The 24,466-nt window shown below is 62.2% G+C and carries 23 protein-coding genes and 2 tRNA genes; 12 read left to right on the top strand and 13 right to left on the bottom strand.

Translation table 11 applies throughout. The features are described from left to right. Positions 1–58 precede the first annotated feature (58 nt). Positions 59–2,104 (top strand): DNA topoisomerase IV subunit B, encoded by a 2,046-nt coding sequence (gene parE / locus ACQK2M_RS13600; RefSeq protein ID WP_425418260.1) that lies wholly within the window; start codon positions 59–61, stop codon positions 2,102–2,104. Positions 2,105–2,113: 9 nt separating this feature from the next. Here parE and ACQK2M_RS13595 read toward each other — a convergent pair whose 3' ends face one another. The 3 genes from ACQK2M_RS13595 to ACQK2M_RS13585 all read right to left on the bottom strand — a co-directional run bounded on the left by ACQK2M_RS13595 (position 2,114) and on the right by ACQK2M_RS13585 (position 4,539). Further along, complete coding sequence (locus ACQK2M_RS13595; protein WP_425418259.1) at positions 2,114–3,253, bottom strand: DUF2336 domain-containing protein; 1,140 nt, start codon at positions 3,251–3,253, stop codon at positions 2,114–2,116. Positions 3,254–3,349: 96 nt separating this feature from the next. After that, positions 3,350–3,949: a flavin reductase family protein gene (locus tag ACQK2M_RS13590; protein ID WP_425418258.1), complete on the bottom strand. Its 600-nt coding sequence runs from the start codon at positions 3,947–3,949 to the stop codon at positions 3,350–3,352. Positions 3,950–3,954: 5 nt separating this feature from the next. Beyond that, positions 3,955–4,539, bottom strand: coding sequence for a nitroreductase family protein (locus ACQK2M_RS13585; RefSeq protein WP_425420043.1), 585 nt, complete (start codon positions 4,537–4,539; stop codon positions 3,955–3,957). A gap of 114 nt (positions 4,540–4,653) precedes the next feature. On the opposite strand from ACQK2M_RS13585, the gene ACQK2M_RS13580 reads away from it, so the two are divergent. Next, positions 4,654–5,601, top strand: coding sequence for a hypothetical protein (locus tag ACQK2M_RS13580; protein WP_223477979.1), 948 nt, complete (start codon positions 4,654–4,656; stop codon positions 5,599–5,601). Here the strand turns inward: ACQK2M_RS13580 and ACQK2M_RS13575 are convergent. The 3 genes from ACQK2M_RS13575 to ACQK2M_RS13565 all read right to left on the bottom strand — a co-directional run bounded on the left by ACQK2M_RS13575 (position 5,595) and on the right by ACQK2M_RS13565 (position 8,844). Next, on the bottom strand, positions 5,595–6,464 hold the full coding sequence (locus tag ACQK2M_RS13575; RefSeq protein WP_425418257.1) for a lysophospholipid acyltransferase family protein: 870 nt from the start codon (positions 6,462–6,464) through the stop codon (positions 5,595–5,597). The genes ACQK2M_RS13580 and ACQK2M_RS13575 overlap by 7 nt on opposite strands. Before the next feature lie 104 nt (positions 6,465–6,568). After that, entirely contained in the window at positions 6,569–8,557 is a 1,989-nt protein-coding gene (gene thrS / locus ACQK2M_RS13570) for a threonine--tRNA ligase (RefSeq protein ID WP_425418256.1), read from the bottom strand. 92 nt (positions 8,558–8,649) lie between these two features. Continuing rightward, a complete protein-coding gene (locus ACQK2M_RS13565; protein WP_425418255.1) occupies positions 8,650–8,844 on the bottom strand; it encodes a hypothetical protein in 195 nt (64 codons plus the stop codon). 178 nt (positions 8,845–9,022) lie between these two features. On the opposite strand from ACQK2M_RS13565, the gene ACQK2M_RS13560 reads away from it, so the two are divergent. Then, entirely contained in the window at positions 9,023–9,865 is an 843-nt protein-coding gene (locus ACQK2M_RS13560; RefSeq protein ID WP_425418254.1) for an META domain-containing protein, read from the top strand. 39 nt (positions 9,866–9,904) lie between these two features. Here the strand turns inward: ACQK2M_RS13560 and ACQK2M_RS13555 are convergent, their stop codons facing one another. Beyond that, positions 9,905–10,828: an alpha/beta fold hydrolase gene (locus ACQK2M_RS13555; protein ID WP_425418253.1), complete on the bottom strand. Its 924-nt coding sequence runs from the start codon at positions 10,826–10,828 to the stop codon at positions 9,905–9,907. A gap of 142 nt (positions 10,829–10,970) precedes the next feature. Between ACQK2M_RS13555 and ACQK2M_RS13550 the strand changes: the two genes are divergently transcribed. Both ACQK2M_RS13550 and lipB read left to right on the top strand, forming a co-directional pair. Next, positions 10,971–11,055: transfer RNA gene (locus ACQK2M_RS13550), tRNA-Leu, on the top strand. Between the two features lie 103 nt (positions 11,056–11,158). Beyond that, positions 11,159–11,908, top strand: a complete 750-nt coding sequence (gene lipB, locus ACQK2M_RS13545) for a lipoyl(octanoyl) transferase LipB (protein ID WP_425418252.1) — start codon at positions 11,159–11,161, stop codon at positions 11,906–11,908. Here the strand turns inward: lipB and ACQK2M_RS13540 are convergent. Then, positions 11,902–13,137: a site-2 protease family protein gene (locus ACQK2M_RS13540; protein ID WP_425418251.1), complete on the bottom strand. Its 1,236-nt coding sequence runs from the start codon at positions 13,135–13,137 to the stop codon at positions 11,902–11,904. The two genes, lipB and ACQK2M_RS13540, sit on opposite strands and share 7 nt — an antisense overlap. A gap of 237 nt (positions 13,138–13,374) precedes the next feature. Here ACQK2M_RS13540 and ACQK2M_RS13535 point away from each other — a divergent pair, with 237 nt between their 5' ends. From ACQK2M_RS13535 to ACQK2M_RS13515, 5 genes are read left to right on the top strand one after another with little or no spacing between them, the layout of a single operon-like run. Then, entirely contained in the window at positions 13,375–14,499 is a 1,125-nt protein-coding gene (locus ACQK2M_RS13535) for an S-(hydroxymethyl)glutathione dehydrogenase/class III alcohol dehydrogenase (protein WP_223477987.1), read from the top strand. After that, on the top strand, positions 14,499–15,521 hold the full coding sequence (locus ACQK2M_RS13530) for a methionine synthase (protein WP_425418250.1): 1,023 nt from the start codon (positions 14,499–14,501) through the stop codon (positions 15,519–15,521). Before ACQK2M_RS13535 ends, ACQK2M_RS13530 begins: the two co-directional genes overlap by 1 nt. Positions 15,522–15,545: 24 nt before the next feature. Continuing rightward, on the top strand, positions 15,546–16,010 hold the full coding sequence (locus ACQK2M_RS13525) for a YaiI/YqxD family protein (RefSeq protein ID WP_425418249.1): 465 nt from the start codon (positions 15,546–15,548) through the stop codon (positions 16,008–16,010). A gap of 23 nt (positions 16,011–16,033) precedes the next feature. Next, the gene (fghA, locus tag ACQK2M_RS13520) at positions 16,034–16,879 is read left to right on the top strand and encodes an S-formylglutathione hydrolase (protein WP_425418248.1); all 846 of its coding nucleotides are present in this window, start codon (positions 16,034–16,036) and stop codon (positions 16,877–16,879) included. 10 nt (positions 16,880–16,889) lie between these two features. Then, entirely contained in the window at positions 16,890–17,276 is a 387-nt protein-coding gene (locus ACQK2M_RS13515) for a helix-turn-helix domain-containing protein (protein ID WP_223477991.1), read from the top strand. A 21-nt stretch (positions 17,277–17,297) separates the two neighbouring features. Here the strand turns inward: ACQK2M_RS13515 and ACQK2M_RS13510 are convergent, their stop codons facing one another. Beyond that, positions 17,298–18,299: a hypothetical protein gene (locus tag ACQK2M_RS13510; protein ID WP_425418247.1), complete on the bottom strand. Its 1,002-nt coding sequence runs from the start codon at positions 18,297–18,299 to the stop codon at positions 17,298–17,300. Between the two features lie 125 nt (positions 18,300–18,424). Here ACQK2M_RS13510 and ACQK2M_RS13505 point away from each other — a divergent pair, with 125 nt between their 5' ends. Further along, positions 18,425–19,285, top strand: coding sequence for a methyltransferase domain-containing protein (locus tag ACQK2M_RS13505; RefSeq protein ID WP_425418246.1), 861 nt, complete (start codon positions 18,425–18,427; stop codon positions 19,283–19,285). Here ACQK2M_RS13505 and mnmD read toward each other — a convergent pair. After that, complete coding sequence (gene mnmD / locus ACQK2M_RS13500; RefSeq protein WP_425418245.1) at positions 19,270–19,968, bottom strand: tRNA (5-methylaminomethyl-2-thiouridine)(34)-methyltransferase MnmD; 699 nt, start codon at positions 19,966–19,968, stop codon at positions 19,270–19,272. The two genes, ACQK2M_RS13505 and mnmD, sit on opposite strands and share 16 nt — an antisense overlap. On the opposite strand from mnmD, the gene ACQK2M_RS13495 reads away from it, so the two are divergent. Next, complete coding sequence (locus tag ACQK2M_RS13495; RefSeq protein ID WP_425418244.1) at positions 19,967–21,094, top strand: NAD(P)/FAD-dependent oxidoreductase; 1,128 nt, start codon at positions 19,967–19,969, stop codon at positions 21,092–21,094. The genes mnmD and ACQK2M_RS13495 overlap by 2 nt on opposite strands. Here ACQK2M_RS13495 and ACQK2M_RS13490 read toward each other — a convergent pair. The 3 genes from ACQK2M_RS13490 to ACQK2M_RS13480 form a co-directional block, all read right to left on the bottom strand. Next, positions 21,075–22,613 carry a cryptochrome/photolyase family protein gene (locus tag ACQK2M_RS13490; protein ID WP_425418243.1) on the bottom strand — a complete coding sequence of 513 codons (1,539 nt, stop codon included), beginning with the start codon at positions 22,611–22,613 and terminating at the stop codon, positions 21,075–21,077. The two genes, ACQK2M_RS13495 and ACQK2M_RS13490, sit on opposite strands and share 20 nt — an antisense overlap. 117 nt (positions 22,614–22,730) lie before the next feature. Next, positions 22,731–24,212: a trigger factor gene (tig, locus tag ACQK2M_RS13485; protein ID WP_425418242.1), complete on the bottom strand. Its 1,482-nt coding sequence runs from the start codon at positions 24,210–24,212 to the stop codon at positions 22,731–22,733. Positions 24,213–24,290: 78 nt separating this feature from the next. Continuing rightward, a tRNA-Leu gene (locus ACQK2M_RS13480) sits at positions 24,291–24,375 on the bottom strand. Positions 24,376–24,466: the final 91 nt, after the last annotated feature.

Genomic DNA, 24,466 nt, shown 5'->3' with positions numbered 1-24,466 from the left:
AGCGGATGCATTATTGGAAGTGATTCGGTTTTCCGACCGAAACGATTGACGGATGGCCATGGACGACAACAGCGATCTCTTCTCCACTGTTCAGGACGCACCCGACGCGAACCGCTCGCGATCGGCGCCGCCGGAACGCGCCGCGAAGCGCGCCAAGCAGGTCCCCGACACGTCGGGCGATTACGACGCATCGGCCATCGAGATCCTCGAAGGCCTTGAACCGGTGCGCCGCAGGCCCGGCATGTATATCGGCGGTACCGACGACAAGGCGCTTCACCATCTCTTCGCGGAAGTGATCGACAACTCGATGGACGAGGCCGTTGCCGGCCACGCCACCTTCATCGAGGTCGCTCTCGACACCGAGGGCTACATCACCGTCACCGACAACGGCCGCGGCATTCCCGTCGATCCGCATCCCAAGCACAAGGACAAGTCGGCGCTCGAAGTCATCATGACCACGCTGCATGCCGGCGGCAAGTTCGACTCCAAGGTCTACGAGACGTCCGGCGGCCTGCACGGCGTCGGCGTTTCGGTCGTGAACGCGCTTTCCGACGATCTCGAGGTTGAGGTCGCCCGCAATCGCAAACTCTACCGCCAGCGCTTTTCACGCGGCCAGCCTGTCACCGGGCTGGAGGATCTCGGCGAAGTGCAGAACCGGCGCGGCACCAGGACGCGCTTCCACCCGGACCCGGAGATTTTCGGCAAATCCGCGAAGTTCGAGCCTGCGCGCCTCTACAAGATGGCGCGTTCCAAGGCCTATCTGTTCGGTGGCGTCGAAATCCGCTGGCAATGCGCGCCCGAGTTGCTGGGTGAGAAGGACCAGACACCGCCCAAGGCGGTGTTCCACTTCCCCGGCGGGCTGAAGGACTATCTGGAAGCGAGCCTCGGCAGCGAACAGAAGGTCACCGCCAACATTTTCTCCGGCAAGAGCGAACGCCCCGGCGGCCACGGGTCGGTCGAGTGGGCCATCACCTGGCATGGCGGCGACGGATTCGTGCACTCCTACTGCAACACGATCCCGACACCGGAGGGCGGCACGCACGAGGCCGGCCTGCGAATCGTCCTGACGCGCGGCCTGAAGGCCTATGCGGAACTCGTCGGCAACAAGCGCGGCTCCGTCATCACCACCGACGACGTCATGATCTCGGCCGCGGCCATGCTGTCGGTCTTCGTGCGCGAACCGGAATTCGTCGGCCAGACCAAGGACAAGCTCGCGACCACGGAAGCGCAGCGTATCGTCGAGCAGGCTTTGCGCGATGCATTCGACCACTGGCTCGCCGCCTCACCGCAGGAAGCGAACGCACTCCTCGAATGGGTGGTCGATCGCGCGGACGAACGGCTGAAGCGTCGCCAGGAACGGGAAGTCAACCGCAAGACGGCGGTGCGCAAGCTGCGCCTGCCCGGCAAGCTCGCCGATTGCAGCCAGAACTCAGCCGCAGGCGCGGAACTGTTCATCGTGGAGGGTGACTCCGCCGGCGGATCAGCCAAACAGGCGCGCGACCGCAAGACCCAGGCGATCCTTCCGCTGCGCGGCAAGATCCTCAACGTCGCCAGCGCCGGTCGCGACAAGCTGGTCGCAAACCAGCAGATTTCCGATCTCGTCCAGGCGCTGGGCAGCGGCACACGGTCGAAATACCGCGAGAACGACCTGCGCTACGAGCGCGTCATCATCATGACCGACGCCGATGTCGATGGCGCTCATATCGCATCGCTGCTGATCACCTTCTTCTATCAGGAGATGCCGGAACTGATCCGCAACGAACATCTCTTCCTGGCCGTTCCGCCGCTTTACAAGCTGACCCAGGGCGGCAAGACGCTTTATGCGCGCGACGACGCCCACAAGGACGAACTTATCGCCTCGGAATTCACCGGGCGCGGCAAGATCGAGATCAGCCGGTTCAAGGGCCTCGGCGAAATGTCGGCGAACCAGCTCAAGGAAACCACCATGGATCCCTCCGTGCGCACGCTGCTGCGCGTCGAGACCCTGGAGGACCGAGTCGAGGCGACGAAGACCGCCATCGAGGACCTGATGGGCACGAAGGCGGAGACCCGGTTCCGTTTCATCCAGGAGAACGCGGCCTTCGCGAAAGATCTCGATATCTAGTGTTTTCGCCTAGGCAGCGGCGAGATCAGCCGCGTGACGCCGGGCGTTCTGGCGGATCATGTCGAGATAGATCGTCCGCAAAAGTGCGAGAATGTCGTCATTGTCGTGATGCGGCCGGGCGTCGTTTTCAGCCTCGAAATCCTCCATCACGATACGGGTGACTTCCTGGGCGCCGATAGACAGGCGTCCATTGGCGACATCGCGCCAGATCCGGATTGCGGTGGAGAAAAGCGCGTGCACGCTGCGCGCCAGGCCCGCCGCATCGAGGAGAGCGCGAAGCTGGGTTTCCCGCTCTCCGACCAGAATGGCCGTAACCCGCGCATAGGTCTGCCCTGAAAGGTCGGACAGGACGCGCGCAACGAAATCGATCTTGCCGGCGCAGACCTCGCGGATCAGAAGCCGCGTGTTCAGGGCGCCGGTTTCGCGCAGTTCTCCGATCAGGTCATGCACGCCATCATCGATCCGGCCCGACGCCAGAAGAACCAGCGCGTTGGCAGCCGCGTCGCCGCTGACGCGCTTCGCGCTCGCCTCACCCAGAATGCGCGTCACGAAAGTGGAGGATGCAATCGCCTGACGCGACGCTTCAAGCACCTTGTAGCGATGGACAGGCGACAGTTTCGGGTCATTCAGCAAGGCACCGCGCACATCCGCGTTGGCCAGATGCGTTTCGACGATTCGCTCGCGCACGGCATCGTCAACCGCCGCATTCGGATTGTCGAGCAGCGCCAAAATGGCGCCGGGATGCCCGTGTTCGACGACAGCATGCGCCAGCGCGTTCGGAACTTCCGGCCGACTGGCGATCAGGGTCTGCAGCCGCGGTTCGGCGATGGCCACCCGTGTGACAAGGTCGCTCTCGCGCAACAACGGCGACCGCGCGATGACGAGACTGGCGATCTCGTACTGGTCGCCCGCCAGCGCGGCGACGATCTGCGGCGGAGCGTGACAACTCCACGCGACGGCTTCGGCCAATGCGTAGCGGACTTTCGGCGAAGGATCGTCGAGCAGCAGCGTCATCGCCGCATCCGCGCCGCAGCGTTCCTCGAAACTCATGTCGGACAGCAGGTAGGCCCGGGCGAGCGCGGACGCCGCCGCTGCACGCTTGGAGACATCCGCGGACTGGCTCCATTTCAGGAAATGCTGAACGATCATAACGCGTTGCTCCCGACTCGGCTTTCGGGGACTCACGCTATTGGGAAATGGTTTACGTTCCGTTCACCATGTTTGTTAGGACAAACAGCCCCGGCCCTATTTCGGGCGCGCGAGCGTGACCACCGGCGGCGTCATGCCGTAGTCGAGATAGCCGAGCCGCGTGACCGGCTTTGCCTTCTCGAAGTCGAAACGGCCCTCATCCGTCAGCATCGCGTCGTCGATATGCACGCCCACGACCTCACCGAAGACAACCCAATTGTCGCAATGCCGCCCTTCGCGATCACGCGGCCGAATGATCTCGGTGACGACACATTCCAGCGCCGCCGGCGCACCGGCCACGCGCGGCGCCCGAACAACCCGGCAATCCGCCTCTTCGAGCCCGGAGGCGGCGAACTCGGAAACGCCCGATTCGTAAGCGTAGGAGGTCTGGCTCATCGCCTTGAATTGCGCCTCGCTCACATGATTGCAGACGAACTCTCCCGTTTCCTCGGCATTGTGCAAGCTGTCCTTTCGCCCGCTCGATGAGAACATGACGATCGGCGGCGTGTCGGAAACGGCGTTGAAAAACGAATAGGGAGCGAGGTTGGCGATACCCTCGGCGGACCGCGTCGAAATCCAGCCGATCGGACGCGGCGCGACGATGGCCTTGAACGGATTGTGGGGCAGCCCGTGCCCGTTCGCCGGTTCGTAAAACACGCCGCTCAGCCCCCGTGCTCGCCCGCATAGTCAGAGATCATCGCATCGATATCCGGCCGCGGGCGATCCGGCACTTCGCGGTCGCAGGAACCGATATGGACAACGCCGGCCATGCGCTCATGCGGCGCGAGACCGAGGATGGCACGGCCCCTTTCGTCGTCGCTGTACCATCCGGTGACCCAGTTCGCGCGGAAGCCGTGCGCATGAACCGCATGGACGAGATTCATGGCGACAGCGCCGGCGGCCAGGAACTGCTCCCATTCAGGGATGGTTTCATGTTCGCGCGGGACGAAGACGACACCGATGGCAACCGGCGCGCGCAGCAGCCGGTTGCGCTCGCGCTGCATCTGCTCTTCCGCCATCGGGCCGTTCCGTTCGACGGCCCTCGCCGCGAGCTTCTCTCCGATTTCCCGTCCGGCGTCCTCGCCGTAAACGATGAACCGCCAGGGCTCGAGCCGCCCGTGATCGGGCGATCGGGCGGCGATCTCGAGGAGAGAGCGCAAGACGTCCCTGTCCGGTCCCGGCCCGGACATCATCGTCAGCGGCACGGACCTGCGCGTTTTCAGGTATTCGACTACGGGATTGTTCATGGTCATGAAAATGCTCGAATTCTACAGTGTTGTCGAAATCGGATATGACGTGCGAGACTTGTAATTGCCAGCGTCTTGGGGTTCATCGCCGGGAAAGAAACACACAGTTCACAGATGCGCTCCGTAATTGATCGAACAAGAAGCCTGACATTCGCCATCGTGGCTGTTTTCGCGACGGGCGCACAGGCGCAGGATACGCCGTTCCTCGGCGATCTCGATTTGCCGGGCGTCATCAACTACGCGCCGGCAACCCTGCAAACCGGGATTTCAGGCGAAGGCCCTGCGGTCGATCTCTTCCTCGATGCCCTGCTGACCGAAGAGTCCGAAGCGATCAAGACCGGCCTCGTATGGCGAATTTTCGGCTCCGAACCGGACATCGACGGCCAGCTACCGCTTCTGGCATCGGCGAAAGGCGGTTCGACTCGGCTGCAGCTCCCTCCCGGCAGCTATCTGGTTCACGCAGCGTTCGGTCGCGCCGGCGCCACCACGCGGATCGCGCTCGGCGACGAGGCACGGCATGAGACGATGGTGCTCAACGCCGGAGGCCTGAAACTCGAAGGCGTCCTTCCAGACGGCATTCCGATGCGCGACCAGAAACTGCGCTTCAACATCTATGAGGCGGGCGACGCAGAGGAAGGCGAACGCCGCCTGATCCTGCCCAATGTCAGGCCGGGGCGCACCGTCAGGCTGAATGCGGGCACCTATCACGTCGTTTCCAACTACGGGGCGGTGAACGCCACCATCCGTGCCGACATCCAGGTCGAGGCCGGCAAGACGACCACCGCGCAGGTCGAACACCGCGCGGCACAGGTCACGCTCAACCTCGTACGCGGCAAGAACGGCTTCCCGCTCGCCGATACCGCCTGGTCCGTCCTTGGCGCTTCCGGCGATATCATCGCGGAGAACGTCGGCGCCTTCCCGACGATGATCCTCGCTGCCGGCGATTACACGGTCATCGCGAAGAACAAGAACCGCGTCTACCAGCGCGACCTTACCATCCAGCCGGGCCGCGATATCGTGATCAAGGTCGATACCGAGACCGCAGAACAGATCAATCAGTAGCGGTTCGTCACGGTGGTCGGCACGCGGCGTCGCCGAGGCGACGGGTCGAGCGAGAACACGGTATCGTGGACGCGATCGAGCAATAGTTTCCGATCCTCGATCCGGGACAGTTGGTCCCATGTCATGGTCGTGCCGATCCACGCCCTGATCTGCTTGCCATAGAGCCGCTGGAACTCCCGGATCAGAAGCGAAGTGCGCAGCGTCAGCGAGAACTGGCTGACGAGGTGGAAGAGCCGGCCGTTCTGACCGTCGAAATAGACCGGGATCACCGATGCGTGCGCCGACTGGATCAGCCGTGCGGTAAACATCTTCCAGGGCAGATCCTCGGCCCGGCCAAGCCCCTTGCGCGCTGTTGCGACACCGCCCGCGGGGAAGATGATGATTGTCACGCCCTCCTTGAGCAGCCGTACCGCTTCCTTGCGCGTCTGGAGATTGAGCGCGACTGCCTCCTTTGTCTCCTCGAAGGAGATCGGCAGCGAATAGGGCCGGATTTCCGGCACTTTCAGCAGGTCATTGTTGATGATGACGCGAAACGGCCGGCCCAGTTTTTCGGCCAGGGAAAGGAACGCGATACCGTCGCCGATCCCGTAGGGATGATTGGCGACCATCACGAGCGGAGTGTCGGGCAGATCGGCCGGCGGCCATTGCCCGTCCGCCTGCAGCCGGACCTCGATCAGATTCAGCATCTCGGTGAAGACGCTGTCGCTCTTCCCGAAAATCTCATGGCGCCAATAGTCGTAGAGGTCTGCGAGACGTTCGCGACCGGACAGGTTCTCGATCGTACGTATCATCCACCGCTTGAAAGGCGGATCATCCGGACGTGCGTAAGACAATTCCGAAAAACGGACGGTTCTGATCATCATCCGCGAGTCTTCTCCACCCTCGACCGATCTTAACGTCACGTCTGGTTGAAGTCGAGTTACACAGGAAAAACCGGCGGCCATGGCCGCCGGAATTCATCGATCTGTCACATACCGCGCTTGCGCCGGATGTCGGGCGGGGTCGCCTCGTCCGTCAGCGACACCAGGATCTCGTCGACCGTTTTCGATTCCTGGTCCCGCGAACCGAGACGGCGAACATTGACCGTCCCCTCCTCCGCCTCGCGGCGGCCGCAAACCAGGATGACCGGAACCTTAGCGACCGAATGTTCGCGCACCTTGTAATTGATCTTCTCGTTGCGCAGATCGGTTTCGACATGCAGGCCCGCATCCTTCAGCCGCTTGGCTACTTCGAGAGCGTAGCCATCGGCGTCCTGGGTGATCGTCGCGATGACAACCTGAACCGGCGCGAACCACAGCGGGAAATGTCCCGCGTGGCTTTCGATCAGGATACCGAGGAACCGTTCCAGCGACCCCACGATGGCGCGGTGAATCATCACCGGCTGTTTTTTCTCGGAATCCTTGTCGATGTAGAACGCACCGAAGCGTTCCGGCAGGTTGAAATCGACCTGCGTCGTGCCGCATTGCCACTCGCGTCCGATCGCATCCTTGAGCGTGTACTCGAACTTCGGCCCGTAGAACGTGCCCTCGCCCTCGTTGATACCGGTCTTGATCCGGTTGTCTTCCCGCGCCATGCGTTCCAGCGAGTTCTTGAGGATGCCTTCCGCATGATCCCAGGACTCATCGCTGCCGACGCGCTTTTCCGGGCGTGTGGCAAGCTTGACCAGAACCTCGTCGAAACCGAAATCCTTGTAGACCGACATCATGAGATCGTTGATCTTCAGGATCTCCGCCTCGAGCTGCTCCGCGGTGCAGAAGACATGCGCGTCATCCTGCGTGAAGCCGCGAACGCGCATCAACCCATGCAGCGCGCCCGACGGTTCATAGCGGTGCACGGCGCCGAATTCGGCGAGCCTAATCGGCAGTTCGCGGTAGGATTTCAGCCCGTGCTTGAACAGTTGCACATGGCCGGGGCAGTTCATCGGCTTGAGCGCGAAGACGCGGCTGTCCTCCGCCTCCTCGTCGGCGCAGGTCACCGCGAACATGTTCTCGCGGTACCAGCCCCAGTGCCCGGACGTTTGCCACAAAGCGTTGTCGAGCACCTGCGGCGCATTCACCTCGTCATAATCGTCCGCGATCTGGCGGCGCATATAGGAGAGCAGATTCTGGAACATGCGCCAGCCCTTGGCGTGCCAGAACACGACGCCAGGTCCCTCTTCCTGGAAGTGGAACAGGTCCATTTCCCGTCCGAGCCGGCGATGGTCGCGTTTCTCCGCTTCCTCCAGCATGTGCAGGTAAGCGTCGAGCTCGCTCTGGTTGGCCCATGCGGTGCCGTAGATGCGCGTCAGCATCGGCTTGGTGGAGTCGCCACGCCAATAGGCGCCCGCGACCTTCATGAGCTTGAAGGCGGTGCCGATACGGCCGGTGGCATCCATATGCGGACCGCGGCAGAGATCGAACCAGTCGCCCTGCTTGTAGATGCGGATTTCCTGGTCTTCCGGAATCGCGTCGACAAGCTCCACCTTGTAGGCCTCGCCCATGTCGGCAAAGACGTCCTTCGTGCGCTGGCGATCCCAGAGCTCTTTCGTGAAGGGGGCATTGCGCTGGATGATCTCGCGCATCTTCTTCTCGATCACCGGCAAATCGTCCGGCGTGAACGGCCAGTCCTCGCGGGTATCCGGGTGGACGCGCTTGAAGTCGTAATAGAAGCCGTTCTCGATGACGGGGCCGATCGTGACCTGCGTTCCGGGCCACAGTTCCTGCACGGCCTCGGCCATCACATGGGCGGCATCGTGGCGGATCAGTTCGAGCGCACGCGGATCGTCGCGCGTCACGATTTCGATGGCGCCGTCGGTGACCGGATCGGAAAGGTCGCGCAAATCGCCGTCAAGCGCGATCGCGACAGCTTTCTTGGCGAGCGATTTTGAGATTGATTCCGCGACGTCCCGGCCGGTCGTACCGGCATCGAACGCTTTCACGGATCCATCGGGAAATGTAAGGGAAACGGCCGCAGCCATGGTCTGGTCTCCTTTTCCAGTCCCGCCAACGAACGCGGGTGGTGAACAATGCGCGCGTCATAGGCAAAGCCCATCCGCAAGTAAAGCCGCCGTCAGATCGCGAATACGATCAACGCGCCGATAGCGGCGACGACCAGCAACCACAATGGCAGGAAACGCAGGCGCCGGGGCGCACCGCTCGCGCCGGTGCGCGTCCGATACCGCGAAAAGCGCCGCCTGAGGTCGGCAGCCCGCTCATCCGGGTCATACGGCCTGTCGAGCTTCCAGGGTGTTTCCTTTCCGCGCATCGGTCCTTCCAAGAAATCCGGTCTTCGCGCCCGATATGGGGATGACCGCGGCGGATTTCACGCCCGGTAGCGCCGTGTGACCGGATGCACACCGGCGCGGATCGATCTGGCCTACCTCTCCACCATAATCGTCGGATCCCGGTCCAGGGGACAGACGCCATCTGGAAAGGAATACCGCATGAAACGCATGATTGTCCTTGCAGCCGCGATGATCGCCGCCGCTGTTTCGTTCCCCTCTCAGTCTTCGGCGGAGACGGTTTATCTCAAATCGGCCCATTCCGGGCTCTTTGTCGGCACGAGCAATGGCCGGCTGGCGGCCAATGTCTCCGCCGATCGCGCCGCAGCCTTCGACATCCTCGACATGGATTCGCAGCGGATCGCATTCCGCTCGGTCAATGGCGGCCGTTACGTCCGGGCCGGAGACGGCGCATTCCTCGAGAGCGCAAGCCAGAATGTGCGCACAAGCGAGACGTTCTACCTGTCGCGCCTGCCTGGCGGCACCTACGCGATACGATCGGCCCTAAACGGCAAGCTGGTGCGTGCCGGCGTCGGCCGTGGTTCGCTGCTGGCGGCTGTTTCCGTCGGGAAGCCGCAAGCCTGGGAACGCTTCGAAATCATTCCCGCCTCCGCTTCCGGTCAATCCGGCAACCGCCGACCCGGCGTTTCGCACGCAATCACCGGCGTATGGAAAGTGAAACAGGTCGCCGCACACCAGACCGGATACCTGAACGACCTCGCACCGCATCTCTTCGCGGCCTCGCGCGTCGAAATCCAGTCGGGCGGCAACCTGAACGCGATGGTCGGCTGCAATCGCATGAACGCGACGGTCTCGCAGAATGGCGCGTCCTGGAACGGCGGGAGCTTCATGTCCACGAAGATACTCTGCCGGGACCGCGCAGCGGCGGCCGTCGAGCGCTCCTTCACAAAGGCCGCGCAAGATGCTGTGCGCATCGCGCTGAGCGGCAATCGCCTGACCTTGCGCAACAGCGCCGGCGATCTCGTCCTCGTGATGGTGCGCTAATCGCAATCGCCTCCACGAACACGATACTCCGGCGCCGGGCTATCCGGCGCCGTTTCGGTTTGTTTCCAGGCCGGCAATGAAGTCGAGCACATGGCCGGCGATCTCGGCCGCCGGCTCGCGCTCCATGTGGAAATGGTGATGACCTTCGACCGTTGCGCGGGTCAAATCACCGATCAGCGCTTCCGACGCATCGACCAGATCGGCGACCCACTCGCGCTTCACGAGCCCTTCGGTTGCCCACACATTGAGAACCGGCACAGAAAGCGACCGCAACACGACTTCGATCTGTTGCGCATTCAGTTTGACGGCTGACGGGCTCTGCAGGCGTTGATCGTTACGCAGACGATATCCGTCCGCGGTTTCCTCCAGCGCCCGCGTGGCGAGCAACGCCGCAATCTCGCGACTGACGCCATAGCGCTGACGGCGTTCGACATAATCCTCGACCGACGAAAAATGCCGCTGCGCCCGTGTCGCGATTCGCGCCGCATACCGGAGACCGTCCCGTAACTGGTGAACGAACTCCCCGTCGTCGTGCGGCTCGGGCATCAACCCGTCCAGCGTGACAAGCGCCCGCACGTGCTCCGGCATCGCGGCAGCGAGAAGCGTGCCGATCATAGCGCCGCGCGAATGGCCGAGGATCGTGCAATCCTTCCAGCCCTGCCGTTCGATGACTTTCAGGATCTGCGGAATGTCGTCCCAAATCAGATAGGCCGCGTCGTCCGAGCGATGATCACTGTGTCCATGACCGGTCAGGTCGATCGCGACGACACGGCATCCGCTCAGGAGCGGCGCAAGGACTGCGAAACTCGCGGCGTTGTCCAGCCAGCCATGCAAGGCAATCACGGGAAACCCGTCCGTCGGTCCCCACGCCATGGCGGTGAGATTCAGACCGTCGACGATCCAGTTCAGGTGTTCGGGAGCGGAAGGCAAATCCTTCCGTTTCGTGGTTCCGGATATTTCCATGGTCAGGCACAGGCGATACCGGAAAGAGGAACCGGGTGCAACGAACGCGATATCGCTAAAAAAGCGATCGCGCAGGCTTGTGCGGCCATAGGCTATTTGCTAAGTGCGCCGAGCCGGTTTTACCGGTATTCGTCTTTGGCTTGCGGTCGTGGCGGAATTGGTAGACGCGCAGCGTTGAGGTCGCTGTGGGGCAACCCGTGGAAGTTCGAGTCTTCTCGACCGCACCATTTCTTCTCGAAAAGCAGATGTATTCGGGCTTCGTTGGCGAGGTCTGGCCGCGCGTCGTTCGAAAAGCTTGCAACGACGCGCCGAAAAGCCCAAATCTCGCCCATGTCCGACCTCCGTATCCAAGTCAGCGACCGCGACGCGATTGCCGCGTCGAACCTCTTTTTTCCGTCGAATGACTCTGCTCCCGTCGAATGGCGAATCGCCGACGAGCTGATCGACTACGAAGATGCGGTTGCGACCATGGAAGCCCGTGCGGCAGCCATCCGGGAGGGAACGGCGCATGAGCTCGTCTGGCTGGTTGAGCATCCTCCCCTTTACACGGCCGGCACCAGTGCCGACCCGAAAGACCTGATCGCGCCTGACCGTTTTCCCGTCTTCCAGACCGGGCGCGGCGGAGAATACACCTATCACGGCCCGGGTCAGCGCGTGGCCTATGTCATGCTCGACCTGAAACGCCGCCGTGAAGATGTGCGCGCATTTGTTGCCGCACTAGAGGAATGGATTATCCGCACGCTCGACAGCTTCAACGTCAAGGGCGAGCGCCGCGAGGATCGAGTCGGCGTCTGGGTCGTTCGCCCCGAGAAACCGTCATCCGTGCCCGGCCAGCCCGCGGAGGACAAGATCGCCGCCATAGGCATCCGGCTGCGCAAGTGGGTCTCGTTTCACGGCATCGCCATCAACCAAGAACCGGATCTCTCCCATTTCGGCGGGATCGTGCCTTGCGGCGTCACCGACCACGGCGTCACCAGCCTTGTCGATCTCGGGCTGCCGGTCACCATGCATGACCTCGATCTCGCCCTGCTCGAGGCGTTCCGCGAGGTGTTCGGTGCGGCTGCGCCCGAAACTCAGTAGAAAATCAGCCTCACGCTCCAGACAACCGCAAGCGCATGGATCGCGGTGACGGAGACAAGCGCCGCGACGAGTGCGTATCTCTCGCGCGAATTCATCGGCACCAGCGCCGTTTTGGGCTTCACGCCGGTCTGCGTGGTAATCAGGCTGAGAATGGCCAGAATCGCGCCGCAGACCATCATGATGCGGGCCGAAAACCCGACCGCAACGCCGGTCGCCACCATGATGCCCAGCATCAGAAAGGCAGCGGCCGCCTGGCTTGCGCCGCCACGAAACACCTGCCGCAGCACCTGACCGCCATCGAATTTCCAGACCGGCATCAGATTGCCGAGGTTGAACAGCGCGGCGATGACGATGATCTCGGCGAAATTGTCGGGCGCGTTTTGTCCCATCGCCATCTGCCACCAGATGAGAATCGCCACCCCGAAGGCTGAAAATCCGGCTCCCATCAGGGCGGAGAAGCCTATTTCGAAATGCCTATCATAAGGCCGTCCGCCCAGCGCGATGCCGCCGAGCAATGGCAGGAAAATCATGCGCGCCGATGTATGGCCCATCATGCGAAAAGCCGCCATGTGCCCCAGTTCGTGCAGCGCGACGACCACCGTCAACGTAACGGCGAGAAAAAGCCCGTTCGCATGCAGCCCGAAAAACGGCCAAAGCAACATGGCCGACAGTCCGCCCATACCCAGTTGCGTCAGCGGATGCTCAAAGATGCCGCCCGGCTTGAATTCCCCGGTCTCCGCCCAACGCTTCAGCTTGATCGCCAGCCGGCGCAGCGCGAAGTGGCGAAACACAAGGAATGCGATCCCGCGATATCGGTCGGTCTCGGCGATCTCGGCGACGACGCGTCCCGGCGCGCCTTCCGAGATCGAAACGCGCATCTCGTGATCCTCCCAGAAGCTCTGCGCCAGGGAGGTATCGTCGGTGTAGCGCATCGTGAAACGCTCGCCGGGCACCTCGTCGACAAGTTCGAAACACCTTTCGATCGGCTTGCCGTCGCGGCCCATATGCGAGGTGACCATGCATCCCGTCCCCTCACCCGTGCGGATGACCCGCGTCACCGCGCCGTTCCAGCCGAAGTCGTCGCCGAAAGGATGCAACGCGGCCCAAAGGCGGGTGATGGACGTTCTGGCGACCACCCGCCGGCTTACGGTGCGCGTGCCGACCGGCGCGGACAAGACGAGCCAGAGCAGAAAACACGTGCCGATGAGAAGCGCGAAGACGGGTGACATGAAGGGTTCCGATGCGATCGGACATCACTCTAGCCGCAACGATTTGGCGAAGCCTTTCCGCGTCCGGGAAATTACCAAACAGGGTTGCCTATGTGTAAATCACCTTCGCGGCGACGAAATCCGCGCAGAAAAACAATACTCACCTACACGCGGGAAAGCGCCCGGGACGCGATGCCGGCGGGTTGAAACCGCCGCCAAATCCTGAAAATGTCCAACCGTCAATCGTGAGGGTCATCCATGAAAACGCGCGCAGCCGTCGCATTCGAGGCGGGAAAACCACTTGAAATCGTTGAAGTCGATCTCGAAGGCCCGAAAGCGGGCGAAGTCCTGGTGGAGATCAAGGCGACGGGCATCTGCCACACCGATGAATTCACCCTGTCGGGCGCTGACCCGGAGGGGCTTTTCCCGGCGATTCTGGGGCACGAAGGCGCCGGCGTTGTGGTCGATGTCGGTCCCGGTGTCTCAACCGTCAAGAAAGGCGATCACGTCATTCCGCTCTACACGCCGGAATGCCGCGAATGCCCTTCCTGCCTGTCGCGCAAGACGAATCTCTGCACGGCCATTCGCGCAACGCAGGGTCAGGGCCTGATGCCCGACGGCACGTCCCGCTTCTCGCTCGATGGCAAACCGATCCATCATTATATGGGCTGCTCGACCTTCTCCAATTTCACGGTCCTGCCCGAAATCGCTGTCGCCAAGGTCAATCCCGACGCCCCCTTCGACACGATCTGCTATATCGGCTGCGGTGTGACGACAGGCATCGGCGCGGTCATCAACACGGCGAAGGTGGAGATCGGCGCGACAGCCGCGGTCTTCGGCCTCGGCGGTATCGGCCTCAACGTGATTCAGGGCCTGAAGCTCGCCGGCGCGGACATGATCATCGGCGTCGATATCAACAATTCCAAGAAGGAATGGGGTGAGCGCTTCGGAATGACTCACTTCGTCAATCCGAAGGAAGTCGATGACGTTGTCGCGGAGATCGTCAATCTGACCAAGCGCGGAGCCGACCAGATCGGCGGCGCGGACTACACCTTCGACTGCACCGGCAACACGACGGTCATGCGCCAGGCGCTGGAGTGCTCGCACCGCGGCTGGGGCGAATCGATCGTCATCGGTGTCGCGGGCGCCGGCCAGGAAATCTCTACCCGCCCGTTCCAGCTGGTCACCGGCCGGTCCTGGAAAGGCACGGCGTTCGGCGGCGCGCGCGGGCGCACCGACGTTCCGAAAATCGTCGATTGGTATGTCGACGGCAAGATCGAAATCGACCCGATGATCACGCACAAGCTCACGCTCGACGAGATCAACAAGGGCTTCGATCTGATGCATGAGGGCAAGTCGATCCGCGCGGTCGTGGAGTTCTGATGCTCTTCAGGCCCACGATCGCCGGCAGCCTGCCGAAACCCGGCTGGCTGGCGGAGACGGAGAAACTCTGGCCGAAATGGAAGCTGGAAGGGCCCGATCTCGACCAGGCGAAACGCGACGCGGCCCTCATCTGGATCAAGCTCCAGGAGGATGCCGGCATCGAGATCGTCTCGGATGGCGAACAGTTCCGAACCCATTTCGTGCACGGCTTTCTGGAAACGGTCGAGGGCATCGACTGGGACCTGAAAACCAAAATGGGTATCCGCAACAACCGCTACATCGTGGATGTCCCCACCGTCACCGGCCCGCTGAAACGAAGCCGGCCGGTCCACCGCGACGAAGCCGCCTATTGCAGGGAGCACACGAAAAAGGGCCTGAAATGGACTCTTCCCGGCCCGATGACGATCTGCGATACGCTCGCCGACGGCCACTACGGCAAACGCGCCGACATGGCGATGGCGTTCGCCGACATCCTCAACGAGGAAGCCCGGGAACTCGAAGCCGCCGGCGTCGACACGATCCAGTTCGACGAACCCGCCTTCAACGTCTTCATGGACGACGTCAATGAATGGGGTATCGAGGCGCTCGAACGCGCCGCACGCGGCCTCAAATGCACGACGGCCGTTCACATCTGCTACGGCTACGGCATCGACGCGAATATCAAGTGGAAGGAAACGCTGGGCTCAGAATGGAGGCAATACGAGGCGATTTTCCCGGCGATCAACGCCTCGGCGATCCGTCAGGTCTCGCTCGAATGCGCCAACTCCCGCGTGCCGATTTCGCTGATCAGCCTGCTGCCGGACAAGGATCTTCTCATTGGCTGCATCGACGTAGCGTCAACCGAAATCGAGACCCCCGAAACAGTGGCCGGCGTCATCGACGAGGCGCTGAAACACGCCGACGCGGAACGCATCTATCCCTGCACCAATTGTGGCATGGCGCCGCTGTCGCGCGATGTTGCGGCGGCGAAACTCCATGCGCTCGGCGCGGGAGCCGCGCTTGCCCGCGCCCGCCACGGATAACGCCGAAACCGGAGCAAATGCAGCATGTCGGATACCGATAAACCGGTCATCTATGTGGATGCCGACGCCTGTCCCGTGAAAGAGGAAATCATCCGTGTCGGTGAACGTCACGACCTCGTTGTCACCTTCGTTTCGAATGGCGGGCTTAGACCTTCGCGCGATCCCATGATACGACACGTCGTGGTTCCGAAATCCGCCGACGCCGCAGACGACTGGATCGCGGCGGAAACGAAACCGGGGGACATCGTCGTCACCCAGGACATTCCGCTCGCCGCGCGTTGCGTCGAAAAGGGTGCTCTCGTCCTGGGAAACAGCGGCCGCGAGCATACGCCGGAAACGATCGGCATGGCGGTGGCGATGCGCGATCTCAAGCAGCATCTTCGCGAAACCGGCGAAGATGGCGGATACAACCGGGCGTTTACGCGCGAGGACCGGTCGGCCTTTCTTCAGGCGCTTGACCGCATGTGTCGTCGTGCCATGCACGGATAACAGAACGAAGTCAGGAAGTGGAAATGAAGACAGTCTCCGAATCGAAGGTCCATGGCGGCATCCAGGGCGTTTACAGCCACGAATCGTCTGAAACGCGCTGCGACATGACCTTCGCGGTCTTCGTGCCCCCTCAGGCCGCTTCTGCGCCCTGCCCGGTCCTCTGGTATCTCTCCGGCCTCACCTGCACGCATCAGAACGTGATGGACAAGGGCGAATACCGCCGCGCCGCCGCCGAACTGGGCCTCGTCATCGTCTGCCCCGACACCAGCCCGCGTGGCGAGGACATTGCGGACGAAAAGGATGACTGGAAGATCGGTACCGGCGCGGGGTTCTATGTTGACGCGATCGAGGAACCCTGGGCGGCGAACTACCGCATGTATTCCTACATCACGGACGAGCTTCCCAAGCTCGTGGCCGGCAAGTTCCCGGTCGACATGGACCGACAGGCGATTTTCGGCCATTCGATGGGCGGACACGGCGCGTTGACCATCGCCCTGAACAATCCGGACCGCTTCCGATCCTGTTCGGCCTTCGCGCCGATTGTCTCGCCCTCCACCGCCGACTGGGCGAGCAACGCATTTGCCACCTATCTCGGCGGCGACCAGAGCGCCTGGCGGGCCTATGACGCCTGTGCGCTGGTCGAGGACGGCAAGCGCTTCGACGAGTTTCTCATCGATCAGGGCGATGCCGACCAGTTCCTTGACGACGGCCTGCGGCCATGGCTCTTCGAGGATGCATGCCGCAAATCGGGTATTGCACTGACGCTTCGCATGCAGCCCGGCTACGACCATTCCTATAATTTCATCTCCACATTCATGGAGGATCACCTGCGCTGGCATGCCAAGCGGCTCGGCGCGCAAATTACATGACGGGAAAAAAATGACCGAAACAACGATCTTCAGTTCCACACCCGATGCCGACACGCTCGGCGGGCGGCTTTCGCGCGCCAGGGATGCGAGCGGCATGTCCGCCGCCCAGTTTGCGCGCCGCCTTGGCGTCAAGACGGCGACCGTTCAGGCCTGGGAAAGCGACCGCTCTGAACCCCGCGCCAACCGGCTGTCGATGATCGCCGGCCTCCTCAATGTCAGCATGCCCTGGCTGCTGCACGGTGTCGGTGAAGCGCCGACGGACGATCCGCGCAACGACGCGATCAACATCCTGCGCGGACAGTTCGAAAAAGTCCGCCGGCTTCACGAGGAAACCGGCGCGACACTCAGCCGTATCGAAGACGAACTGCTGCGCCTGCAGCGGCGGCGCGAACTCTAGGCCTGCATCGTCGAGCTGCGCTTAGGCAACCTTTTCGAGCAGCGGATGCAGCGCGGGGTGGATATGCGGCGACTCCCGCTTCAGGAACCCGAGGAGTTCCTTCTCGTTTTCGTGCAGAACGCCGTCGCGCCCGATACGCTCGACGAGCCATTCGGCTTCCGGCGCGTCGATCTTCTCACTTGAGCCGCTCGCTGTGTCCATACGGGCGTTGCGTTCGCCCCAGTAGCTTTCCGAACCGGTCTCCAGCTTCACCGCCTCGATATGGGCATCCAGGCTGCCGGCGAACATCTTCGAGAAGAACCGACCGAGATTGACCGACGTGTCGCCGAGCCACTCTTCGCGGCGCAAAGCCTCGTCGCGGTTGGGCGGTGTGTAACCGGATGCGGCCATGAGCGAGCAGGCCACGGCCTTGGTGAAGAGTTCCGTCCACGAGAGATGATTGTCGGCTTCGCGGGTGCTGTCGTTGATATGGAACAGCACCTCGGCCTCTTCGCGGGTGATCGCCACATTGCCGTGCCCGCCGGACGCATAGAGAATGCGCCGCAGGATTTCGACTTCGTGTTCGCCGATCACACCGGGCGTCAGCGTACGGCCGCGTGCGACCGAGCCCTTGCCCTCTATGACCGCGATTGCCACCTGGTCGAGCGCAAAGGCCGCCAGATGGGCCGGCACATGATGCGCCCGTTCGATCACCTTGATCAGCAGTTCGAATTCGGTCCGGTAATCGACCACGCCGTCATGCGAGATCGAATCGACCAGCCATTCCGCGTTGGCGTTGGAAATGTATCCACGCGGCGCTTCCTGCTCGACGACGTAATCGACAATCGCCTCGACAAAGAATTCGCGCCAGCTCTCCGGCTTGTCGGTCACGAGATGATCGAGCGCAAAGATATCGCGCGCTTCCTCGCGATTGACGACACCATTGCGGTAGACTTCACGGCGCAGGCGCAGAACGTCGGCATCCGTCACGGCCTTGCGTTCGATCAGTTCGGCGATCGGCCGTGCATGTTCGAAATTGTCCATAGTCCGTCCCCGCAGGTTCGAGTGAGACCCCAATCGGACACACAATAGCGTTGCGGCTTTGACATTTGGCTAAACGCCATGGTTAAGCAGCGCTTCCGTCACTTGGTTAAGAAAGAACCCGGCAAATGGTATCCGGCAGCACGTTCGACCGGCTTGCAGACGCCTACAACAAGGCGCTCGAACTGGAAAAATCCGGCAGGCCGGACGAAGCGGCGGAGCTTTACCGCAAGTGTCTGGAAATCGACCCGGCTGATACATGCGGCGCGTCCGTACGGCTTGCGTCTCTCGGCCTTGGCGATGCGCCGGACAAGGCCCCGGACGCCTATGTATCGACGCTGTTCGACCAGCACGCCGAGGTCTTCGACGACATCCTCACCGGCGATCTCGGCTACGCGGTACCGATGCAACTGGCCGATATTCTCGGCGGCGATCCCGATCTGCATTTTTCCCGCATGCTCGATCTCGGCTGCGGAACGGGCCTGTCCGGCATGATGCTGGGCGAGATATGCGATCACGCGACCGGCGTCGACCTGTCGGAAAAGATGATCGACATGGCCGACGAGCGCGCCGTCTATGACGCGCTGTTCGTCAACGAGGCCGTGCATTTCCTTGAAGAGTGGGAAAAGGCGCGCAAGACGGAAGAGACGGACGACTACGCGCCGTTCGACCTGATCGTCGCCACGGACGTCTTGCCCTATATCGGCGCGCTCGAACCGTTCTTTGCCGGTGTCGCATCGAACACGCGCCCCGGTGCCTGCTTTGCCTTCTCCGCCGAAACCATGGATGACGCGGCGATGGCCGGAAAACCCTGGCGCGTGACACCCAACCAGCGTTTCGCGCACAGCGCGGACTATCTGAAATCGCTCCTCGATAAATCCGGATTTTCCCGGATCACCAGCTTCGAGCCGATCACCGTGCGCAGCGAACAGGGTGCGCCGATACCGGGCTGGCTCGTCGTCGCCTGGAAAGATCAGTCCGGCTTGTAACCGCGGATCATCTCGCGCTTGCCCGCATGGCCTGGCCGCTTTTCGACGATGAAACCGGCAGCCTGCAGATTACGCCGCACCCATCCGGCCGCGGTATAGCTGGCGAAGGTTCCGCCCGCTCGCGTGTGATCGCCGACCGCCTGTATGAGGTCTTCAGACCACATCTCCGGGTTCTTCGACGGTGCGAAACCGTCGAGATACCAGGCATCGGCGATCCCGCCCCATGCCTGCACGCCGTCCAGCGCCGCGCCGACCACCACCGTCAGGCTCGTCTGCGCGTCGAGACGCCAGGTCGCCGGCGCTTCCGTCAGTTCGGACCACCGACCGAGCATTTCCCCGGCAAGCGGGGTCAGCACGGGCCAAGGGGAAAGCGCGCGCTCGATCTGTCCGGACGTCATCGGGAACGCCTCGAAGGAAACGTAGTGAAGCGCCTGCCCCGGCACACGGCACTCCTTCCAGCTTCGCCATGTCTCGAGAAAGTTGAGCCCGGTGCCGAATCCCAGCTCTCCGATGGTGAAATCGGCAGCGCCATTCCACCGCTCCGGCAACCCGTTGCCGCCCATGAAAACATGATGGCACTCCGCGCGGCCGTCGGCGCGCGAATAGAAATGGTCGCCAAACTGCTGCGAATACGGCATATCGCCGTCGAGCCAAGTCACATCGTCCCGTTTCAGATCAGCCATGCCGTCCGTCTCGATTGCCAGTTCCCGCGACATCGCCGTCATAGGCGGCGGAATCGTCGGCCTTTGGACTGCATTCCTCGCCGCGCGGCAAGGGCTTTCGGTCACCCTGCTGGAGAAACGAACCATCGGCGCGGGCGCCAGCGGTGGCCTGCTTGGCGCGCTGATGCCGCATCAACCGACCGGCTGGAACGCCAAGAAGCAATTCCAGCTCGAGGGTCTGCTTTCGCTCGAAGCGGAAATCGAGGATATCGAAAGCCTGACCGGTTTGCGGGCCGGGTATAGGCGCTGTGGCCGTCTGATGCCGATCCGCCACGCGGAAAAACGCCGGCTAAGCGAGCAATGGGCGCGAGCATCGCAGGAAAGCTGGCCCGCGCCATTTCGATGGCAGGTGACGGACGAAACACCCGATCCGGGCTGGCTGCCGCAAGATCAGATGCAACACGGCGCCAATATCGACAGCCTGTCGGCCCGAGTCGATCCACGCGCGCTCATCGCGGCGCTCCATGAGGCCGTTACCCAGTCTGGTATCGAGATGCTGGAGAATACCGAAGTCAGTTCGGTCGAGAACCGCGCGGTTACCCTGACAGACGGCTCTGTTCTCGCGGCAGGGCGCGCCATCTTGACGGCCGGCTGGGAGAGTTTCGACCTGATCGATTCCTTGTCCGGTCGGGGTGTGAAGGGACAGGCGGCGCTGCTTTGCCCAGCCCGGCCCGTGGATCCGTCGGCGCCGATCCTTTACGACAACGGCACCTATGTCATCGCGCATGAAAACGGTCTTGTTGCCATCGGTTCGACCTCGGAAAACGAGTTCGACGATCCCGCCTCGACCGATGAAAAGCTGGAGGCTGTCATCGCGCATGCCATGGAGATCTGTCCCGCTCTCGAAGACGCCGAGATCATCGAACGCTGGGCGGGCATCCGCCCACGCGCCGACGGGCGGGAGCCGCTGGTCGGCCCCCTGCCCGGCCATGACGACCTCCTTGTCGCGACCGGCGGTTTCAAGATCAGCTTCGCCATCGCACATCTGATGGCCAGGGCCGTCCTGATGCAGGCTTGCGGCAAGACACCCGACTTTCTGCCGGACCAGTTCCTGCCGGAAAACCGTATCAAACCTCGCACCGGCTGAGCGCACGAAAGAAACGCCGGCTATCCTCACCGATGGCGTCAATCCTGTCTTCGCCCATCTTGTCGAGCGATGTGTAGATCATCCGCATGCGATGATTGTTTCGGAAACGTGGGCGGTTCCCGATCAGGAAATTCCAGTAAAGGTAGTTGAACGGGCACGCCTTTTCGCCGTTCTTGCGTTTGACCGAGTAGCGGCATTTGCCGCAATAATCCGACATCCGGTCGATATAGGCTCCTGACGCGGCATAGGGCTTGGAAGCAACCAACCCGCCATCGGCATGCAGGATCATGCCGACGACGTTCGGCATCTCCACCCACTCATAGGCGTCGTGATAGATGGCCAGATACCATTCCTGAACCTGTTTGGGGTCGAGGCCGGCGAGAAGCGCGAAATTGCCGATCACCATCAGCCGCTGGATATGATGCGCATAGGCGTTGTCCAGCGTCTCGGTGATTGCCTGGCGCATGCAGTTCATCTGCGTCTCGCCGGACCAGAAGAACTCCGGCAGGTCGCGTTTCGCGTCGAGGGCATTCTCCTGCCCATACTCCGGCATCTTCAGCCAGTAGATGCCCCGAATGTACTCCCGCCACCCGATAATCTGCCGGACAAAGCCCTCGACCGCATTCAGTGGCGCATCACCGTCATTCCAGGCGGAGATCGCCTTCTCGCAACATTCGCGCGGGTCGAGAAGCCCGCAATTGATCAGGGCCGATAGATGTGAATGGTAGAGCAGCGGCTCGCCCTGCTTCATCGCGTCCTGATAGCGCCCGAATTCAGGAAGCGCCTCCGTGACAAACCAGTTCAGGTAATGCATCGCCTGCCGGCGGGTCACGGGATAGTTGAACGGCTCGAGCCTGCCGATGTGATCGCCGAACGATCCGTCCACCAGGTCCAGGACATCCCGCGTGGTATCGTCGACCGCGTAATGCGGACGTTCGGGAATGGTCGCATCCTCCGGCAGCGGCTCGCGATTGTCCTTGTCGTAGTTCCACTGCCCGCCTTCGGGGCCGCCATTGGCGTCCATCAGGTAGCCGGTCTTTCGACGCATCTCCCGATAGAAATACTCCATGCGCAATTCCTTGCGCCCCTTGGCCCAGTCGGCGAACTCTGACGCCGTCGCGATAAAGCGCTCGTCCGGCCTGAGATCCAGTTCGATGCCCGATTCGCCGGCCCATGCGCGCTGCATTTCGAGGACACGGTATTCGGCGCCCTCGGTGGCGATGACGGTCGAGATATCGTGCTTCCGGATCGCCTGCCGCAGCGCGTCGGTCAGCGACCGGACATCGTCATCCGCGCCGAAGTGGCGGTATTCGACCTCGTAACCATCGCCGCGCAATCCCTCCGCGAAATGGCGCATGGCCGAAAAGAGGAACGCGATTTTCTTTTTGTGGTGACGCACATAGGTCGCCTCCTCGGCGACCTCGCACATCAGGACGATATCGTCTTTCTCAAGCCCCTTCAGGCATGAGAGATCGCGGGACAACTGGTCGCCAAGAACGAACCGAAGCGTCTTTCCCATCGAGAACCCCTTTCACCGGGCTCTACGGCAAGGGGCATGCGCCGGTTCACGAAACGCATGAAAAAACCGCCGGAAGCGTCTGCTTTCCGGCGGTTTATCGATCGGCTGAAACTCAGCTTATTCGCTGGCTTCTTCAGCCTTTTTCTTTTTCGGCGCGGCCTTCTTGGCGGGCTTTTCCGCGTCGGTCGCGGCGTCGTCCTTCTTGGCGGCGGCTTTCTTCGGCGCCGCCTTCTTCTTCGCCGGCTTGGCCTCGGCGGTCTCTTCCTCGTCATCGGCCATCAGCTCTTCTTTGCTGACGGTCTTGTCGGTGACGGAAACCTGCTCGAGCAGGTGATCGACGGTTTTCTCCTCGAAGATCGGCGCGCGCAGATTGGCGACCGCGTCCGGGTTCTTCTTGAAGAATTCGAAGACCTGCTGTTCCTGGCCCGGATACTGGCGGACCTGGTTCATGACAGCCTGCTGCAGTTCCTGCTCGCTGACGGTCACGCCGGCCTGCTCGCCGATCTCGGACAGGACGAGACCGAGACGCACGCGGCGTTCGGCGAGACGCATATATTCCTCGCGCGCCTCGTCCTCGGTCGTGTCCTCATCCTCGAAGGTCTTGCCGGCTTCCTGCAGATCGTTGGAGATCTGCGCCCAGATGTTGTTGAACTCCGCATCGACCAGCTTGGACGGCGAGTCGAACTTGTACTCTTCGTCCAGCGCGTCGAGAAGCTGGCGCTTGACCTTCTGGCGGGTCATCGAACCGTACTGGCTCTCGATCTGCTCGCGAACGACCTCGCGAAGGCGTTCCGCGCTCTCGATGCCAAGCTTTGTGGCCAGTTCGTCGTCGATGACGATCTCGCCGGCGCTCGCCACATCCTTGATGGTCACGTCGAAGGTGGCTTCCTTGCCGGCCAGGTGCGCCGCACCGTAATCCTCGGGGAACGTCACCTTGACCTGCGTCTCGTCGCCGGCCTTCTTGCCGACGAGCTGCTCTTCGAAGCCCGGAATGAACTGGCCCGAGCCGAGCACGAGATTGGCGTCCGTGTCGGTGCCGCCCTCGAAGGCCTCGCCGTCGACCTTGCCGACATAGTCCATCGTCACGCGGTCGCCGTTCTCGGCCTTGCCCTTCTTGGAGGTGTATTCGACCGCCGACTGGGCGATGCGCTTGACCTGCTCCTCGACTTCCTCGTCCGGAATGTCGACCACTTCACGAGTGACCTTGATGGAGGAGAAATCCTTGACCTCGATCGGCGGGATGATTTCGTACTTCATCGAGAATTCGAAATCGGCGTCGCCGGTCAGGACCTTTTCGGCTTCCTTCTCATCCTCGGTCATGTCGATTTCCGGCTGCGTGGCGGATTTCTCACCACGTTCGGAAAGCAGGGAGCGAGGCGTCTCGTTCAGGATTTCGTTGACGATCTCCGCCATGAAGGACTTGCCGTACATCTTGCGCAGATGGCCGACCGGCACCTTTCCGGGCCGGAATCCCTTGAGCTGCACCTTGCCCTTGGCGTCTTCCAGGCGCTCGCCCAGCTTGGACTGAAGGTCTTCCTTCGGGATGACGACCTTGATTTCGCGTTTCAGCCCTTCATTGAGGGTTTCGCTTACCTGCATTGTTCAACCTTCATTTTCTTGCCGCCTGCATCCGCGTGCGCGGATCGCATGGCCTGGTTGCCTTCCCCGACGGGATGGTGGTGCGGATAGAGGGAGTCGAACCCCCACGCCTTGCGGCGCTGGAACCTAAATCCAGTGCGTCTACCAGTTCCGCCATATCCGCAGTGTTCGTGGACATGACGAGCATGCCGCTTGATCGGGCGTCTATAGCACCGCTCGCGCGCCGATCAATGAAAAAATGCCCGGATTCGCGC

It is taken from the genome of Oricola indica, from assembly GCF_965227485.1.
Taxonomy (GTDB): domain Bacteria; phylum Pseudomonadota; class Alphaproteobacteria; order Rhizobiales; family Rhizobiaceae; genus Oricola; species Oricola indica.
The sequence above is the reverse complement of the archived record's forward strand: the minus strand, read 5'-3'. Positions and strand labels throughout refer to the sequence as shown.

Bases quoted from the DNA above. Each gene is read 5' to 3' on its own strand.
- lipB (WP_425418252.1), top strand. From the start codon at position 11,159: ATGTCCGACCTCCGTATCCAAGTCAGCGACCGCGACGCGATTGCCGCG.
- ACQK2M_RS13530 (WP_425418250.1), top strand. From the start codon at position 14,499: ATGCTCTTCAGGCCCACGATCGCCGGCAGCCTGCCGAAACCCGGCTGG.
- ACQK2M_RS13555 (WP_425418253.1), bottom strand. From the start codon at position 10,828: ATGGAAATATCCGGAACCACGAAACGGAAGGATTTGCCTTCCGCTCCC.
- ACQK2M_RS13525 (WP_425418249.1), top strand. From the start codon at position 15,546: ATGTCGGATACCGATAAACCGGTCATCTATGTGGATGCCGACGCCTGT.
- tig (WP_425418242.1), bottom strand. From the start codon at position 24,212: ATGCAGGTAAGCGAAACCCTCAATGAAGGGCTGAAACGCGAAATCAAG.
- mnmD (WP_425418245.1), bottom strand. From the start codon at position 19,968: ATGGCTGATCTGAAACGGGACGATGTGACTTGGCTCGACGGCGATATG.
- thrS (WP_425418256.1), bottom strand. From the start codon at position 8,557: ATGGCTGCGGCCGTTTCCCTTACATTTCCCGATGGATCCGTGAAAGCG.
- parE (WP_425418260.1), top strand. From the start codon at position 59: ATGGACGACAACAGCGATCTCTTCTCCACTGTTCAGGACGCACCCGAC.
- ACQK2M_RS13575 (WP_425418257.1), bottom strand. From the start codon at position 6,464: ATGATGATCAGAACCGTCCGTTTTTCGGAATTGTCTTACGCACGTCCG.
- ACQK2M_RS13515 (WP_223477991.1), top strand. From the start codon at position 16,890: ATGACCGAAACAACGATCTTCAGTTCCACACCCGATGCCGACACGCTC.
- ACQK2M_RS13535 (WP_223477987.1), top strand. From the start codon at position 13,375: ATGAAAACGCGCGCAGCCGTCGCATTCGAGGCGGGAAAACCACTTGAA.
- ACQK2M_RS13595 (WP_425418259.1), bottom strand. From the start codon at position 3,253: ATGATCGTTCAGCATTTCCTGAAATGGAGCCAGTCCGCGGATGTCTCC.
- ACQK2M_RS13490 (WP_425418243.1), bottom strand. From the start codon at position 22,613: ATGGGAAAGACGCTTCGGTTCGTTCTTGGCGACCAGTTGTCCCGCGAT.
- ACQK2M_RS13565 (WP_425418255.1), bottom strand. From the start codon at position 8,844: ATGCGCGGAAAGGAAACACCCTGGAAGCTCGACAGGCCGTATGACCCG.
- ACQK2M_RS13585 (WP_425420043.1), bottom strand. From the start codon at position 4,539: ATGAACAATCCCGTAGTCGAATACCTGAAAACGCGCAGGTCCGTGCCG.
- ACQK2M_RS13580 (WP_223477979.1), top strand. From the start codon at position 4,654: ATGCGCTCCGTAATTGATCGAACAAGAAGCCTGACATTCGCCATCGTG.
- ACQK2M_RS13495 (WP_425418244.1), top strand. From the start codon at position 19,967: ATGCCGTCCGTCTCGATTGCCAGTTCCCGCGACATCGCCGTCATAGGC.
- ACQK2M_RS13560 (WP_425418254.1), top strand. From the start codon at position 9,023: ATGAAACGCATGATTGTCCTTGCAGCCGCGATGATCGCCGCCGCTGTT.
- ACQK2M_RS13505 (WP_425418246.1), top strand. From the start codon at position 18,425: ATGGTATCCGGCAGCACGTTCGACCGGCTTGCAGACGCCTACAACAAG.
- ACQK2M_RS13510 (WP_425418247.1), bottom strand. From the start codon at position 18,299: ATGGACAATTTCGAACATGCACGGCCGATCGCCGAACTGATCGAACGC.
- ACQK2M_RS13540 (WP_425418251.1), bottom strand. From the start codon at position 13,137: ATGTCACCCGTCTTCGCGCTTCTCATCGGCACGTGTTTTCTGCTCTGG.
- fghA (WP_425418248.1), top strand. From the start codon at position 16,034: ATGAAGACAGTCTCCGAATCGAAGGTCCATGGCGGCATCCAGGGCGTT.